Raw genomic sequence first — 14639 nt, 5'->3', positions numbered from 1 at the left:
TCTGGCGGCAGGGTCGCTTCGGCGCTTAGCGTTCCTCCGGCACCCGGGCAACCGGATTCGCTTGGCCCTGCACCTGTGGCGGCTGGGGCGGCGGACGGCGAAACAGCTCGCGGAACATGCCGGGGGTGAGCGCCGAGAGCGGGTTGACCGAAACGCTGGGGTCTTTCGCGGCCCCCGTGAGCCGGTAATTGAACCCGATCAGCCCCTCGCCCTTGCGGGTAAAGAGCGACCCGATCCCGTTGAACATATAGACCGGAGAGATCACCCCTTGCATGTCGATCAATCCGCTATCCAGCGCATAGACCCCATCCATCGACAGGCCCAAGGAAGCGCCCACCGCGCTGGCCTCGGTCAAGGTCAGGCGGTTCGGGGTCAGGCGAAAGTTCGCCTCCACATCGTCAAAGTAAATCCCGTCGCCGTTAAGCTCGTTGATTAGCCCGACGACCGAGATGGCATTGACCAGCGCCGCGATCCCCGGCGCGTCGCGAATGGCGACATCGCTGACCGTAAGCTGCCCGTCAAAGGCGCCGCCCGAACCCACGGGCAGCAGGGTGAGCGACAGGTTCCCCCCGACCACCTGTTTCACCAACCCGGCCGAGCGCAGAACCCCGCCCGCGTCGTCCGAGACCACGCGTACCGCGCTGCGCCCCGCTTGGGGCAGCACCCGCCCCTGCACCGGCGTGCCGCCATTGAGCCGGGCGGTAAAGGCGCCGTCCATCCCCTTGGCGGTGTCGAATGTGCCCGAAAGATCGGTCAGGTAAATCGTGTCGGTGATCTGCAACCGGTCCAGTGCCACGCGCATCGGCGGCCCGGCTTGGCCCCCGGACGCGCCGAACTCGGCCCGGCGCATGTCAAGCGTGCCGCCGCCCAGCACCACCTGCACCGGGTTGCCCTTGCCCTGCCCGATCAGTTGCAACGGGATATCCAACCAGTCGCCCCGCCGCAGCCGGTCGATCCGCACCCGCTCCAATGCGCCGCCGGGGGCAAGGTCGATGGAGCCCGCCACCCGCAGCCCCGGCGCGTTCAATTGAAAGGCGTCGATATTCGGCGTCTCGCCCAAACGCCCTGCCAGTCGCAACTCGCCCTTGGTGCCCGGCGCCTTGCTCCATGACAGTTGCGGGACGGAGACGCCCAAACCCGCCAGATCACTTTGCAGGGTGAAGCGCGGCGCTTCGCCCTTCTTGAGGTCCACGGCAATCTGCCCGCGCCCCTCGCCGCGCAGGCTGCCGGGGGGCAAGGCCACGCCAAAGGCTTCGAGCCCCGCCGGGGTCAGCGCCACCTGCGCGGTCAGGCGGCTTTCATCCGAGCCGGGGCCGATCGCCTGCGACCATTCCCCGTCGAAGCCCACCCCGTCGATACGCCCCGCGCCGCCGATGCTGATGCGTTCATTGTTCGCGGTGATGGACAGTTTGCTGGCCTGAAGGCTGCGGTCTTTGACCAGCGTATCGGTCGAGGGCGCCAGCAGGTCCCCCGCGAAGTGATAGCGCACATCTTCGGGCTTGCCGCCCTTTTTCAACGGCAGCGCCAGCGTGCCTTTCAGCACCGCCTCCCCATCCGCGAGCGTCACGGGCAGCCCGGCCTTTTCCATCACCCGCATCGGCGGCTGGTTCAGCAGCGACAGCGCCGCGGTCAGGGTGGAGCGCGTGTTGAGCCGGATCACCGAGGGGCTGCCGTCTTTCACCCGCACATCGGGAATGATGAAAGAGGACCCATCCAGCGTCACCGCCCCGCCCTGCGGCGCGATGACCTCGCCCGCGTCCACCGTGACGACAAGGCGGTTGTCGAGCAGGCTCATATGGCCGCTGCCATCGGTGATATGCGGCAGGGTCTTCAGAAACCGCACCTCGGCCCCGGCATAGTCGAAGGCGACATAGGTCTGCGGCGCCTGCCCCGGCGCCATGCGCAGCGCCAGATCGAGGTTGCGCATCCGGCCCGCGTGAAGGTTCTCATCCAGCCATTTGCGGGTCTTGGGCTTCACCCCCTCGGGCCAGAGCGCCAGAAGGCGTTCGGGGCTGAGCCGGTCCATCCGCCCATCGAGAGACAGGTTCCAGCCCTCCGCCTCGGCCACCAACGCGCCATCAAGGCGCAGGTTGCGGCCCTGATCGCTGATCTCCAGACGGCCCAGCTTCAGGCGAAACGGATTAAGGCTGAGTTCAAAGTCGATATCCGCCTGATCCAAGGCCACCGTTTCGGGGTAGACCTCCGCCGGATTGGCCCGAAGATCGCGCAGACTGAACTGCCCCACCATCCGCCCCGGAATGCCGCCCGTGACATCGCCCAGTTGCGAGCTGCCGGTGATATTGCCCGAGACCCAAGGGCTGTCGAGCGACATCTCGTCAAAGCGCAACAGCTGGCGCGCGGGGTCGTAGCTGAAATAGCTCTGCGCCCCATCGAAGGGGATCGGCTTGGTCTGCAAGACGCCCTTGCCGATCTGCAAAGAGGCGTTGATCGGCGCGAAACGGCCCGTGCTGTCGATGCCGCTGCGCACCGCGCCCGAGATATTGGTCCGCAGCACTTCGAGCCACGAAAAGGCAGGCCCCTGCGCCGCGATGTCGCGCGCATCGACCCCGTCGAAGGTCACGCCAAAGGTCGCGGCATTCTCACCGATTTGGCTGCTGTAATTGGCGGTGAGCGTGGCCACCCCCGCGCCCCCGCTGAGCACCGCGAGATCGGCGGAGAGGTCAAGCGCATCGCCGCTACGCGACAGGCGCAGCCGCCCGCCATCTCCGGTCCAAGCGCGGCCCGCGCGGGCATCCTCGAACCGCAACGTCAGCGCGCGCAGCTCGACCGAGCGCAGGGCGGATAGCGCGGGGGCGGCCAGCACCTCGTCGATCTGGCCGATGAGTTGCGGCAGGGTCGCCGCCTCCCGCTCGGGTGGCGCAATCCCGGCCCCGGCGCTCAGGCTCACCCGCCCATCCGCCCCGCGGCGCAGGTTGGCCACCACGCCCGAAAGCGAAATCGCCCGCGGCTGCGCCACACCGCGCAGCAGGGACCGCATCGACAGGCTGGCCTTGAACTCATTGAAACTGACGATCTCATCGCCCTCGGGCGTGGTGACAAAGATGTCTTGCAAACGCACGCGGGGGCGCCACCCCTCGTCAACGACGAATTCCATCGCGCCGAAATCCACCCGCGCCTGAGGCAGGGCGCTCGCGATCCGCGCCTCGATCCGTGTCTGCACCCAAAGCGGCGCCGGAATCGGACGCCCGGTGAAATAGACCGCCGCCCCGGTGGCCAGCGCCGCCAAGAGCACCAGCACCACAGCCGAGACGATCCCCGCGCGGCGGCGCGACCGGCGGCGCGGCGGCCCTTCGCCATCTGGCGCAGGGGGGCTGGAAAGGGACGGGTCGCGCATCGGGCTCCGGTTCGGATAGGGCGGCTTTCTGGGGCGGCTTTGACGTTGTCAAATCAGATGCAGTATGACAGCCCTGAACGACCCTTCACAAGCCAAAGGAACCGCCCCATGTCGCAGATCGGACCCCAACCCGGCCAACCGGCCCCGGATTTCACCCTTCCCGTGACCGGCGGTGGCGAGATCACGCTCTCTGCCTTGCGCGGCGAGCCGGTGGTTCTGTTCTTCTACCCGCGCGACGACACGCCCGGCTGCACCAAGGAATCGATCGGCTTTTCCGAGCGTTTGTCTGACTTCGCCGAGGCAGGCGTGCAGGTCTTTGGCATTTCGCGCGACAGTATGGACAAACACGACAAATTCGCCGCCAAACATGCGCTGACGGTGCCGCTTTTGTCTGACACCGACGGCGCGGTGACCGAAGCCTATGAGGTTTGGGTCGAAAAGAACATGTACGGCAAGAAATCCATGGGCATTGAACGCGCGACCTATCTGATCGACGCCGAAGGGCAGATTGCGCAGGTCTGGCGCAAGGTTAAGGTGCCGGGCCATGTGGATGCCGTGCTCGACGCGGTGCGCGGCGCATGATGCCGCTGGCGGAAATGGCCGAGGCGGTGCTGCGCACGGCGGATGGGCGCGAGAAGACGGCGCTGTCGCGGAAATATGCGGCGCAGTGGCTCTCGGCCCGGGAGGCCGGTGAACGCCCCGAGGTGGGCCGCGCCGACCCGCCGCTGCACCCTGCCCGGCCTGCACAGCCCGAGTTGCTCTCGCCCCGCGACGTCCCGCGCCGCCGTCCCGGCACGCCCGAAGGCCGCGCCGCGCTGCTCCATGCCGTGGCGCATATCGAGTTGAACGCCGTTGACCTGCATTGGGATGTGATCGCCCGCTTCTCCCATGTCCCGCTGCCCTTGGGCTTTTATGACGATTGGGTCAAAGCAGCGGATGACGAATCCAAACATTTCAACCTGATGTGCGATTGTCTTGAGGAAATGGGCAGCCATTACGGTGCCATGCCCGCCCATGCCGGCATGTGGCGCGCCGCCGAAGACACGGTGGACGATCTGATGGGCCGCCTCGCCGTGGTGCCGATGGTGCTGGAGGCCCGCGGCCTTGATGTGACCCCCGGCATGATCGAGATTTTCCGCAAAGCAAAGGCCGACAGCGCCGTGGCCGCGCTTGAGACGATCTATGCCGAAGAGGTTGCCCATGTGGCCTATGGCAGCAAGTGGTTTCACTTCCTCTGTGGCCGTCATGACGACGACCCAAAGGACCGTTTTCATGCCCTCGTGCGCAAGTATTTCCACGGCGATCTCAAGCCGCCGTTCAACGAGGAAAAGCGCGCCGAGGCGGGAATCCCGCCCGATTTCTACTGGCCCCTGACCGCGGATGGCGGGCCAAGCTGAACCGGGCCTGACGCAGCAAGTGTTTGGTATCGGCGGATTTTTGCCAATGAAAAAGCGCTTTTTTGGACGAATGGGGGAATGCCGCGCAGGCGCGGGTCAATAGGGTTGCCCCATTCGCGGGCACTGGCTATTGACGTTGGGCGCGGATGGGGCGAGCCCCCCGCGCCGACGGGACGGGACAAAGGACGACAACGTGCGCACACGGATTGCCATCAAGACGCATGCTCTGCTTGAGCATTACTTTCCCGAACGCCGCGTCTTTTTGAAATCCGACAGCGACACCCGTTTCATCCGCCTGCGGCCCGGCACGCAAATCGTTGGGTTGGCAGGATCGGCCTTTCTGGTTTCATGGGCCATCATCGCCACCGCGATCATCTTGATGGATAGCATCGGCTCCGGCAATTTTCGCGAACAGGCCAAACGCGACCAGCGCACCTATCAGGCCCGGCTGAACGAGCTTTCCGCGCAGCGCGACCTGCGCGCCGAAGAGGCGCTTGCCGCCCAAGACCGCTTTAACGCCGCGCTCACGCAGATTTCCGTCATGCAGTCCGAACTGCTGGCCTCTGAAACCCGCCGCCGCGAATTGGAAACCGGGATCGAGGTGATCCAATCCACCCTGCGCGACACGATGAAAGACCGCCAGAAGGCTAGGCTGAAACTGGCCGAACTGGAAGGCAGCCTTGAGAATGGCGAGGCAGGCAGCCTGCGCGCCGATGCCGATCAAGCGCCGGTCGATTTCCTTGCCCAAGCCCTCGCCCGGACCGCGGCGGAGCGCGACAAGGTCGTGGTCGACGCGCAGGATGCGCTGTTGCAGGCCGATGAGATGGCGCAGGAAATCGCGCTGATGCGCGACCAGAACGACGCGATCTTCCGCCAGCTTGAAGAAGCGATGAGCGTCTCTGTCGCCCCGCTTGACAAGATGTTCCGCAGCGCGGGCATGCCGACCGACCGTATCCTCGCCACCGTGCGCCGTGGCTATTCCGGCCAAGGTGGCCCGATGACGCCGCTCTCCTTCACCACCCGCGGCGAAGAACTGAGCCCCGACACGCTGCGCGCGAACAAGCTGCTGGGCCAGATGGACCGGCTGAACCTCTACCGGATCGCCGCCGAAAAGGCGCCCTTCGCGAACCCGGTTAAAAACGCTTTCCGCTTCACCAGCCAGTTCGGCTATCGCCGCGATCCCAAGACCGGTGGCCGCCGCATGCACAAGGGCGTCGACTTTGCCGCCGGGATGGGCACGCCGCTTTATGCGACCGCCGATGGCGTGGTGATTCACGCAGGCTGGTCCTCGGGCTATGGCCGTCTGGTCAAGATCCAGCATGAGTTCGGCATTGAGACCCGTTATGCCCACATGTCCAAGCTGCGCGTGAAAGTTGGTCAAAGAGTCTCGCGCGGGCAACATATCGGTGATATGGGTGCCTCAGGACGGGTCACCGGAGTTCATCTGCACTATGAAGTCCGCGTAGGTGGCAAAGCTGTCAATCCCATGATCTATATCAAGGCTGCAAACGATGTTTTCTAAAAGCAAAATCAACGATCCCGCCCCTCAGGATGCAGATGTGTCCAAACCGGCACCCTCCGGTGCATCCTCGGCCCCCCCGCCCTCTAAGCAGAGCGAATTCAAGGCCAGCGCGCCCAAGGCCAAGCCCCCTGCATCCGTTCTGTCTTCGGACCTGCATGTGACCGGCAACATGAAAACGACGGGCGACGTTCAGGTTGAAGGCACCGTCGAAGGCGACATTCGCGCCCATCTGCTGACCATCGGTGAGACGGCGACGATCAAGGGCGAAGTGGTTGCCGATGACGTGGTGATCAATGGCCGCATCGTGGGCCGCGTGCGTGGCCTCAAGGTGCGCCTGACATCGACCGCGCGGGTCGAGGGCGACATCATCCACAAGACCATCGCGATCGAATCCGGCGCGCATTTCGAAGGCTCCGTGCAGCGTCAGGACGATCCGCTGAACCCCGGCGCGAAATCCGCACCCGCGCAGAAGCCGAACCCCGCGTCCTAAGATTTCGGCAGGCTGAACATTCGCAGGCGTCGCAGACAATGCGGCGCCTGTTTGCTTTTGGGGGGGACAGTCTACGCTGCACCCTGCCCGCTTCGCCAATATCAGTAGTTCGGAATATGCGCTGCGCTGATAGCAGACCACTGGCGAAAACGCTCATTTCATCACGGCCTGAACTGGCCGATGCGTGGGGTGAGCGAAACCACCCCACGCGATGCTAGTCGGGACGTTACTCGGTCACCGTGACCGTTTTCATCACGTCCGGCGTGCCCACGACGGCGCCGTTCGGGCCGGTGCCGCGCTTGATGGCATCGACCACGTCCTGCCCTTCGGTGACCTTGCCGACAACGGTGTACTGACCGTTGAGGAAAGGTGCTTCGTCGAACATGATGAAGAACTGGCTGTTGGCGCTGTCGGGGCTCTGGCTGCGGGCCATGCCGACGACGCCTTTCTCATAGGCGATGTCCGAGAATTCGGCCTTGAGGTCGGGCTTCTCGGAGCCGCCCATGCCCGCGCGGGCAGTGTCGCCATCGGCGCGGCCGAACTGCACGTCACCGGTCTGGGCCATGAAGCCGTCGATCACGCGGTGGAAGACCACCCCGTCATAGGCGCCTTCCTCGGCCAGTTCGGTGATCTGCGCCACGTGGTTGGGCGCGACGTCTTCGAGCAGGTCGATCTTGACGGTGCCATTGGCCTCGCCCGCGACCTCGATGTCGAGCCCGGTGGCCATCGCCGCCGAGCCGAGGAGCGCCAGAAGCGCGCTGGAGGTGGCGATCTTACGCATCGGCGGCCACCTTGACGGAGATCATGCGGTCGGGGTTCGCAGGCGGCTCGCCACGGGTGATCGCATCGACATGCTCCATGCCGGAAATGACCTGCCCGTAAACGGTGTATTGACCGTTGAGGAAGTCATTGTCCTTGAAGTTGATGAAGAACTGGCTGTTGGCGCTGTCGGGATTGGCCGAACGGGCTGCACCGATGGTGCCGCGGGCGTGCGGAACCTTGGAGAATTCTGCGGGCAGGTTCGGCAGGTCCGAGCCGCCAGTGCCCGCCGCGCGCAGGTTGAAGTTGTCTTCCATGTTGCCGTTGGCCACGTCGCCGGTCTGGGCCATAAACCCTTCGATCACGCGGTGGAAGGCGACATTGTCGTATTTCCCGGCGCGGGCCAGTTCCTTCATCCGCTCCACATGTTTGGGCGCAAGGTCGGGCATCAACTCGATGGTGACGGTGCCGCCTTTCAGTTCCATCAGGATGGTGTTCTCGGGGTCTTTGATCTCGGCCATGGGGCAATCCTTTGATTTGTCTTTGCCAGATACCTAAGGAGCTTGGCCGCGATTGCCAAGCCGCGCATTGACCTGAGGCCAGATAACAGCAAAACACAGCGCAAGAGATTGGATTGGGAGAAGACCGATGGGCTGGAAATCACTGGACGATATGGAACTGGACGGCAAGCGCGTGCTCTTGCGGGTCGACATCAACGTGCCGGTCGAAGAGGGCCGCGTCACCGATGCCACGCGGATCGAGCGGATTGCGCCCACGGTGGACGACATCCTGTCGCGCGGCGGCAAGGTGACGCTGCTGGCGCATTTCGGACGGCCCAAGGGCAAGGTCGTCGAGGAAATGTGCCTGCGCCAAGTCCTCCCCGCGCTGGAAAAGGCACTGGGCCGCGACGTGGCATTCCTGCCATCGCTGGACGCCGCAGGCGACGCGCAGGCCGATCTGCAACTCATGGAAAACATCCGCTTCTACCCCGGTGAGGAGGCCAATGACGAAGATTTCGCCCGCCAACTGGCCGCGCTTGGCGATATCTATTGCAACGATGCCTTCTCTGCCGCGCACCGCGCCCATGCCTCGACCGAGGCGCTGGCGCGGCTGCTGCCTGCCTGCGCGGGGCGCTTGATGCAGGCGGAGCTCTCGGCGCTGGAGGCGGCACTTGCCAAGCCCGAACGCCCGGTGGGCGCTGTCGTGGGCGGGGCCAAAGTCTCGACCAAGATCGCGCTTTTGGAAAACCTCGTGAACCGGCTCGACGTTTTGGTCATCGGCGGCGGCATGGCGAACACCTTCCTCGCCGCACTCGGGGCCGATCTGGGCAAATCGTTGGAAGAGCCGGACTACTACGACACGGCCAAGGACATCATGGCGCAGGCCGAGAAGGCGGGCTGCCGGGTCATCCTGCCGGTCGACGGTCTGGTCTCGCGGGAGTTCGCCAAGGGTGCGGCCCATGAGGTCGCCCCGCTTGGCCCCGATGCGAAGCTCGCGACAGATCAGATGGTGCTCGACGCGGGCCCCGAGACCGTCGCATTGGTCGAGACCGCCTTCGCCGAACTGCGTACCCTGATCTGGAACGGCCCCATGGGAGCCTTTGAAATCCCGCCCTTCGACACCGCCACCGTCGCCGCGGCCCAAGCCGCCGCCGCCAAGGCCCGCGAGGGCACGCTGACCTCGGTCGCCGGGGGCGGTGACACGGTCGCGGCGCTGAACCAAGCGGGCGTGGCGGATGACTTCACCTATATCTCCACCGCCGGGGGCGCTTTCCTTGAATGGATGGAAGGCAAGACCCTGCCCGGCGTCGCAGCTTTGGGCGGCTAAGTCGCGCAAAAACGCGATTTACCGCTAAAAACAACGGGTTTCCCGCAATTGTGGGATTCCCATAACGAATCGCCTGTGTCATACTGATGTCACGTCCGCCAAGAGACGCAGAGGCAGAACCATGACACGCAACACCCGACCGGCTTTCGGCACATTGCTGTTCTTCGCAATCGCTTTCGCGCTGAGCCTGTATTTCACCTTCGCCGCCGTGCAGGGGGATTTCGGCCTGTTCCGCCGGACCGAGATCGTGGCCGAGAACCAAAAGCTGAGCGACCGTTTGGCCGAGGTCCGCGCTGAGGTGGCCCGGATGGAAAACCTGACCCGCCGCCTGTCGGACGACTACCTCGACCTTGATCTTCTCGACGAACGTGCGCGCAAAGTGCTGGGCATGGTCCGTACCGATGAGATCGTCATTCGCTAAGCTTTCGCGGCTTATCGTCTATCGGCCCCTGCCCTGCGCCTGCGGCCTTGCAATCACACCAAATCTCTGGCCTCCTTCGCCTTGTCAGCCGTGGTGCGCGCACCACTTCACAAAGTCTCTCGCAATCCATTCTGGAATGCGTTAGGGAATAGTTTAACGCTAAACTACTTTTGGCACCTGACCAAAGCCGACGGAGGAGACGTCCATGGCCGCGAGGAAATCGAGCAAGAAACCCAATGTCTCGGCGGAGGAGCTGACCAGCTACTACCGCGACATGCTGCTGATCCGGCGGTTTGAAGAGAAAGCCGGACAACTTTACGGCATGGGGCTGATCGGGGGGTTCTGTCACCTCTATATCGGACAAGAAGCGGTCGTTGTTGGGCTTGAGGCCGCTGCTGAGGAAGGCGACAAGCGCATCACCTCCTACCGCGACCACGGCCATATGCTGGCCTGCGGCATGGACCCTAACGGCGTCATGGCCGAGCTGACGGGCCGCGAGGGCGGTTATTCCAAAGGCAAGGGCGGCTCAATGCACATGTTCTCGAAAGAGAAGCATTTCTATGGCGGTCACGGCATTGTGGCGGCACAGGTGCCGCTTGGCGCGGGCCTTGCCTTTGCCGATCAATACAAGGGCAACGGGCGCGTCACCTTCACCTATTTCGGCGACGGTGCGGCGAACCAGGGCCAGGTCTACGAGACCTTCAATATGGCCGCTCTGTGGAAACTGCCGGTGATCTTCGTGATCGAGAACAACCAATACGCCATGGGCACCTCGCAGCAGCGCTCGACCTCCTCGGCCGAGATCTGGGAACGTGGCCGCGCCTTCGGCATCCCCGGTGAGGCGGTCGACGGCATGGATGTGCTGGCTGTCAAGGAAGCCGGTCAGAAGGCCGTGGAACACGCCCGCAAGGACGGCCCCTATATTCTGGAGATCAAGACCTACCGCTACCGTGGTCACTCCATGTCCGACCCCGCGAAATACCGCACCCGCGAGGAAGTGCAGAAGATGCGCGACGAACGCGACCCGATTGAGGCCGTGCGCAGCCTGCTGTTAGAGGGCAACCACGCGAGCGAGGAAGATCTCAAGGCCATCGACAAGGAGATCAAGCAGATCGTGAACGAAAGCGCCGATTTCGCCAAGGAGAGCCCGGAGCCCGACCTCGACGAGCTCTGGACCGACATCTACGCAACCGAAGTTCCGCAGGAGGCCTGAAGCAATGGCAACCGAAATTCTCATGCCCGCCCTCAGCCCCACCATGGAAGAAGGCACGCTGGCGAAATGGCTGGTCAAGGAAGGCGACGAAGTCTCCTCCGGTGACATCCTCGCCGAGATCGAAACCGACAAGGCCACGATGGAATTCGAGGCCGTGGACGAAGGCACCATCGGCAAGATCCTGATCGAAGAAGGCACCGAAGGCGTGAAGGTGAACAGCCCCATCGCCGTGCTGCTCGAAGAAGGCGAAAGCGCCGACGACATCGAAACCGCGAAATCCGCCCCCGCCGAGGACAAGGGCGAAGAGGCTAAGCCCGCGCAGGTTAAATCCTCGGACGATGACCGCGAAGCGCCTGCCGAGGGCAAGAAGCAGCCCGAGCCCGACACCAGCCCCGACTGGCCAGAGGGCACCGAGATGAAGCAGCAAACCGTCCGCGAAGCGCTGCGCGACGCCATGGCCGAGGAAATGCGCCGCGACGAGAACGTCTTCCTCATGGGCGAAGAAGTCGCCGAGTACCAAGGCGCCTACAAGATTTCCCAAGGTCTGCTAGACGAATTCGGCGCCAAGCGCGTGATCGACACGCCGATCACTGAACATGGCTTTGCCGGTATCGGCGTCGGCGCGGCCTTCGGCGGTTTGCGCCCCATCGTCGAGTTCATGACCTTCAACTTCGCCATGCAGGCAATGGACCAGATCATCAACTCGGCAGCGAAAACACTCTACATGTCCGGCGGCCAGATGGGCGCGCCCATGGTCTTCCGTGGTCCCAACGGTGCCGCCGCCCGCGTCGGCGCGCAGCACTCGCAAGACTACGCCGCGTGGTTCATGCAGATCCCCGGCCTCAAGGTCGCGATGCCCTATTCGGCTAGCGATTACAAAGGCTTGATGAAGACAGCGATCCGCGATCCGAACCCGGTGATCTTCCTTGAGAACGAAATTCTCTACGGTCGTAGCTTCGATGTGCCGGACCTCGAGGATTACACCGTCCCCTTCGGCAAGGCCCGCATCTGGCGCGAGGGTTCGGATGTCACCATCGTCAGCTTCGGCATCGGCATGACCTATGCGCTGGAAGCGGCCGAGAAACTGGCCGAGGACGGTATCGAGGCCGAGGTCATCGACCTACGCACCCTGCGCCCGATGGACACCGAAACGGTGCTTAAATCCGTGATGAAGACCAACCGCTGCGTGACGGTCGAAGAAGGCTGGCCGCAGGGCTCGGTGGGTGGCTACATCAGCGGCGTGATCATGCAGGAGGCGTTCGACTACCTCGACGCCCCGGTCATCACCTGCACCGGCAAGGACGTGCCCATGCCCTATGCCGCCAACCTCGAAAAACACGCGCTGGTTACCACCGACGAGGTGATCGAAGCCGTGCGCAAAGTCACCTACCGGTAAGGAGCGGATCATGCCCACAGAAATTCTCATGCCCGCCCTTTCGCCCACGATGGAGGAAGGCACGCTCGCCAGATGGCTGGTCAAGGAAGGGGACGAGGTCGCCTCGGGTGACATCCTCGCCGAGATCGAGACCGACAAGGCCACGATGGAGTTCGAAGCCGTCGACGAAGGCACCATCGGCAAAATCCTGATCGAAGAAGGCAGCGAAGGCGTGAAGGTAAACACGCCGATCGCCGTGCTGCTCGAGGAAGGCGAAAGCGCCGACGACATCGACAGCGCCGCCCCGGCCAAAGAAGAGAAACCTCAGGCCGAGGAAGCGCCCAAAGCAGCCGAGGCCGAAACGCCCGAAGCGGGCTATGGCCGCGGTGCGACGGATGCAAATGACGCGCCGACCAACAGCGACGCCAAAGCCCCCGCCGCGCCCAAGGACGACAAGGGCGGGCGCATCTTCGCCTCCCCCCTCGCCCGCCGGATCGCTGCGGACAAGGGGCTGGACCTCACCCAAATCGAAGGCAGCGGCCCGCGTGGTCGGATCGTCAAAGCCGATGTGGAAAGCGCCCAGCAGACGGCTGCCAACACCGACAGCCCCGCCGCCGCCAAGGACGCCGCGCCGGTGACACAGCCTGCTCCCGCCGGCCCCTCCTCCGACGCCGTGCGCAAGATGTACGAGGACCGCGAGGTCGAAGAGGTCAAGCTCGACGGGATGCGCAAGACCATCGCCGCGCGCCTCACCGAGGCCAAGCAGACGGTCCCGCATTTCTACCTGCGCCGCGACATTCAAATCGACGCGCTGCTCTCCTTCCGCAGTGATCTGAACAAGCAACTCGAAGCGCGCGGCGTGAAGCTCTCGGTCAACGATTTTATCATCAAAGCCTGTGCGCTGGCGCTGCAATCGGTGCCGGATGCCAACGCCGTCTGGGCCGGGGATCGTATCCTGAAGCTCAAGCCATCGGACGTGGCCGTGGCCGTGGCCATCGAAGGCGGGCTGTTCACCCCCGTGCTACAGGACGCCGACACCAAGTCGCTCTCGACCCTCTCGGCGCAGATGAAAGACCTTGCCACCCGCGCCCGCGACCGCAAGCTGGCACCGCATGAGTATCAGGGTGGCAGCTTCGCCATCTCCAACCTCGGCATGTTCGGGATCGACAATTTCGACGCGGTCATCAACCCGCCGCATGGCGCAATTCTCGCCGTGGGGGCTGGTGTCAAAAAGCCCATCATCGGCAAGGACGGTGAGATCACGGCGGCAACGGTAATGTCCGTGACCCTCTCGGTCGATCACCGCGTGATCGACGGGGCGCTCGGGGCCCAACTGTTGAATGCGATTGTCGAGAACCTTGAAAATCCGATGATCATGCTGGCCTAAGGGCGGCACCACCCAAACGAAGAAAGCCGGGGCATGCCCCGGCTTTTCTATTGCGATACTGGCATCTGCCGTTATTCGGCGTCTGGCCCGAAAAGATGGTTCATCGACATCGACGGCTGATCGCAGCCCGCCTCCCCAACGATCCGCGCGGGGATCCCGGCGACGGTTTTGCAGGCGGGCACAGGCTCCAGCACAACCGACCCCGCCGCGATGCGGCTGCAATGGCCGATAGAGATATTGCCCAGAACCTTCGCGCCTGCGCCAATCAACACGCCATTGCCGATCTTGGGGTGACGGTCCTCTTCCTCTTTGCCGGTGCCGCCAAGGGTCACCGAATGCAGCATCGAGACGTTGTCGCCCACCACCGCCGTCTCACCGATGACGATGGAATGCGCGTGGTCGATCATGATGCCCTTGCCCATCTTGGCCGCCGGGTGGATATCCACGCCAAAAATCTCGCTCACCCGCATCTGGATGAAATAGGCCAGATCGCGCTTGCCCTTAGCATAGAGGTAATGGCCCACGCGGTAGGCCTGCACCGCCTGATAGCCTTTGAAATACAGAATCGGCTGCAACAACCGGTGGCAGGCCGGGTCTCGGTCATAGATGGCCACCAGATCCGCACGCGCCGCGGCGACGAGATCAGGGTCTTCGGCATAGGCTTCTTCGACCATCTCGCGCACGACCATCATCGACATCTCGTTCGACGAAAGCTTGGCCGCGATGCGATAGGAAAGCGCATTCTCGATAGATTTATGGTGCAGGATACAGGCATGCACAAAGCCGCCGATCAACGGCTCATCACGCACCGCATCCTCAGCCTCTTGCTGAATCTGGTCCCAGACCGGGTCCACTTTCGAGATATTTCTGCGTGTCTGCGCCATGGCACGGGC

General features: G+C 63.8%; 13 protein-coding genes. 9 read left to right on the top strand and 4 right to left on the bottom strand.

Annotated features, from left to right (window positions below):
• Window positions 1-25: 25 nt before the first annotated feature.
• Window positions 26-3355 (bottom strand): DUF3971 domain-containing protein, encoded by a 3330-nt coding sequence (locus tag ACGYK4_RS05435; protein ID WP_394455472.1) that lies wholly within the window; start codon window positions 3353-3355, stop codon window positions 26-28.
• A 108-nt stretch (window positions 3356-3463) separates the two neighbouring features.
• Between ACGYK4_RS05435 and ACGYK4_RS05430 the strand changes: the two genes are divergently transcribed.
• The 4 genes from ACGYK4_RS05430 (at window position 3464) to ACGYK4_RS05415 (ending at window position 6764) form a co-directional block, all read left to right on the top strand.
• Window positions 3464-3937 carry a peroxiredoxin gene (locus ACGYK4_RS05430; RefSeq protein WP_394455470.1) on the top strand — a complete coding sequence of 158 codons (474 nt, stop codon included), beginning with the start codon at window positions 3464-3466 and terminating at the stop codon, window positions 3935-3937.
• Window positions 3934-4752, top strand: coding sequence for a ferritin-like domain-containing protein (locus ACGYK4_RS05425; protein ID WP_209217615.1), 819 nt, complete (start codon window positions 3934-3936; stop codon window positions 4750-4752). The genes ACGYK4_RS05430 and ACGYK4_RS05425 overlap by 4 nt, the downstream gene beginning before the upstream one ends.
• Before the next feature lie 193 nt (window positions 4753-4945).
• Window positions 4946-6274: a DUF5930 domain-containing protein gene (locus tag ACGYK4_RS05420; protein WP_394431753.1), complete on the top strand. Its 1329-nt coding sequence runs from the start codon at window positions 4946-4948 to the stop codon at window positions 6272-6274.
• Window positions 6264-6764, top strand: coding sequence for a polymer-forming cytoskeletal protein (locus tag ACGYK4_RS05415; RefSeq protein ID WP_394431751.1), 501 nt, complete (start codon window positions 6264-6266; stop codon window positions 6762-6764). The genes ACGYK4_RS05420 and ACGYK4_RS05415 overlap by 11 nt, the downstream gene beginning before the upstream one ends.
• Window positions 6765-6990: 226 nt before the next feature.
• Here the strand turns inward: ACGYK4_RS05415 and ACGYK4_RS05410 are convergent, their stop codons facing one another.
• Both ACGYK4_RS05410 and ACGYK4_RS05405 read right to left on the bottom strand, forming a co-directional pair.
• Window positions 6991-7545 (bottom strand): peptidylprolyl isomerase, encoded by a 555-nt coding sequence (locus ACGYK4_RS05410; protein ID WP_394455469.1) that lies wholly within the window; start codon window positions 7543-7545, stop codon window positions 6991-6993.
• Window positions 7538-8044, bottom strand: a complete 507-nt coding sequence (locus ACGYK4_RS05405) for a peptidylprolyl isomerase (protein WP_174858656.1) — start codon at window positions 8042-8044, stop codon at window positions 7538-7540. Before ACGYK4_RS05405 ends, ACGYK4_RS05410 begins: the two co-directional genes overlap by 8 nt.
• A 127-nt stretch (window positions 8045-8171) precedes the next feature.
• Here ACGYK4_RS05405 and ACGYK4_RS05400 point away from each other — a divergent pair, with 127 nt between their 5' ends.
• From ACGYK4_RS05400 to ACGYK4_RS05380, 5 genes are all read left to right on the top strand, one after another.
• On the top strand, window positions 8172-9350 hold the full coding sequence (locus tag ACGYK4_RS05400; RefSeq protein WP_394455467.1) for a phosphoglycerate kinase: 1179 nt from the start codon (window positions 8172-8174) through the stop codon (window positions 9348-9350).
• Between the two features lie 121 nt (window positions 9351-9471).
• Entirely contained in the window at window positions 9472-9771 is a 300-nt protein-coding gene (locus ACGYK4_RS05395; RefSeq protein ID WP_067265383.1) for a septum formation initiator family protein, read from the top strand.
• Window positions 9772-9976: 205 nt separating this feature from the next.
• Entirely contained in the window at window positions 9977-10984 is a 1008-nt protein-coding gene (pdhA, locus tag ACGYK4_RS05390) for a pyruvate dehydrogenase (acetyl-transferring) E1 component subunit alpha (RefSeq protein WP_271689898.1), read from the top strand.
• Between the two features lie 4 nt (window positions 10985-10988).
• The gene (locus tag ACGYK4_RS05385; RefSeq protein ID WP_394431744.1) at window positions 10989-12380 is read left to right on the top strand and encodes a pyruvate dehydrogenase complex E1 component subunit beta; all 1392 of its coding nucleotides are present in this window, start codon (window positions 10989-10991) and stop codon (window positions 12378-12380) included.
• Window positions 12381-12390: 10 nt separating this feature from the next.
• Complete coding sequence (locus ACGYK4_RS05380) at window positions 12391-13746, top strand: pyruvate dehydrogenase complex dihydrolipoamide acetyltransferase (protein ID WP_394431742.1); 1356 nt, start codon at window positions 12391-12393, stop codon at window positions 13744-13746.
• Window positions 13747-13817: 71 nt separating this feature from the next.
• Here the strand turns inward: ACGYK4_RS05380 and cysE are convergent, their stop codons facing one another.
• On the bottom strand, window positions 13818-14630 hold the full coding sequence (gene cysE / locus ACGYK4_RS05375; RefSeq protein ID WP_209217607.1) for a serine O-acetyltransferase: 813 nt from the start codon (window positions 14628-14630) through the stop codon (window positions 13818-13820).
• Between the last annotated feature and the right edge of the window lie 9 nt (window positions 14631-14639).

This window comes from Sulfitobacter sp. 1A13368, from assembly GCF_043557275.1.
Lineage (GTDB): Bacteria > Pseudomonadota > Alphaproteobacteria > Rhodobacterales > Rhodobacteraceae > Sulfitobacter > Sulfitobacter faviae.
Note: the sequence above shows the minus strand (reverse complement) of the source record. Positions and strands in the feature narration are given on the sequence as shown.

Coding starts and splice junctions, on each gene's coding strand:
- ACGYK4_RS05435 (WP_394455472.1), bottom strand. CDS start 3,355: ATGCGCGACCCGTCCCTTTCCAGCCCCCCTGCGCCAGATGGCGAAGGG.
- ACGYK4_RS05430 (WP_394455470.1), top strand. CDS start 3,464: ATGTCGCAGATCGGACCCCAACCCGGCCAACCGGCCCCGGATTTCACC.
- ACGYK4_RS05425 (WP_209217615.1), top strand. CDS start 3,934: ATGATGCCGCTGGCGGAAATGGCCGAGGCGGTGCTGCGCACGGCGGAT.
- ACGYK4_RS05415 (WP_394431751.1), top strand. CDS start 6,264: ATGTTTTCTAAAAGCAAAATCAACGATCCCGCCCCTCAGGATGCAGAT.
- ACGYK4_RS05410 (WP_394455469.1), bottom strand. CDS start 7,545: ATGCGTAAGATCGCCACCTCCAGCGCGCTTCTGGCGCTCCTCGGCTCG.
- ACGYK4_RS05405 (WP_174858656.1), bottom strand. CDS start 8,044: ATGGCCGAGATCAAAGACCCCGAGAACACCATCCTGATGGAACTGAAA.
- ACGYK4_RS05400 (WP_394455467.1), top strand. CDS start 8,172: ATGGGCTGGAAATCACTGGACGATATGGAACTGGACGGCAAGCGCGTG.
- ACGYK4_RS05395 (WP_067265383.1), top strand. CDS start 9,472: ATGACACGCAACACCCGACCGGCTTTCGGCACATTGCTGTTCTTCGCA.
- pdhA (WP_271689898.1), top strand. CDS start 9,977: ATGGCCGCGAGGAAATCGAGCAAGAAACCCAATGTCTCGGCGGAGGAG.
- ACGYK4_RS05385 (WP_394431744.1), top strand. CDS start 10,989: ATGGCAACCGAAATTCTCATGCCCGCCCTCAGCCCCACCATGGAAGAA.
- ACGYK4_RS05380 (WP_394431742.1), top strand. CDS start 12,391: ATGCCCACAGAAATTCTCATGCCCGCCCTTTCGCCCACGATGGAGGAA.
- cysE (WP_209217607.1), bottom strand. CDS start 14,630: ATGGCGCAGACACGCAGAAATATCTCGAAAGTGGACCCGGTCTGGGAC.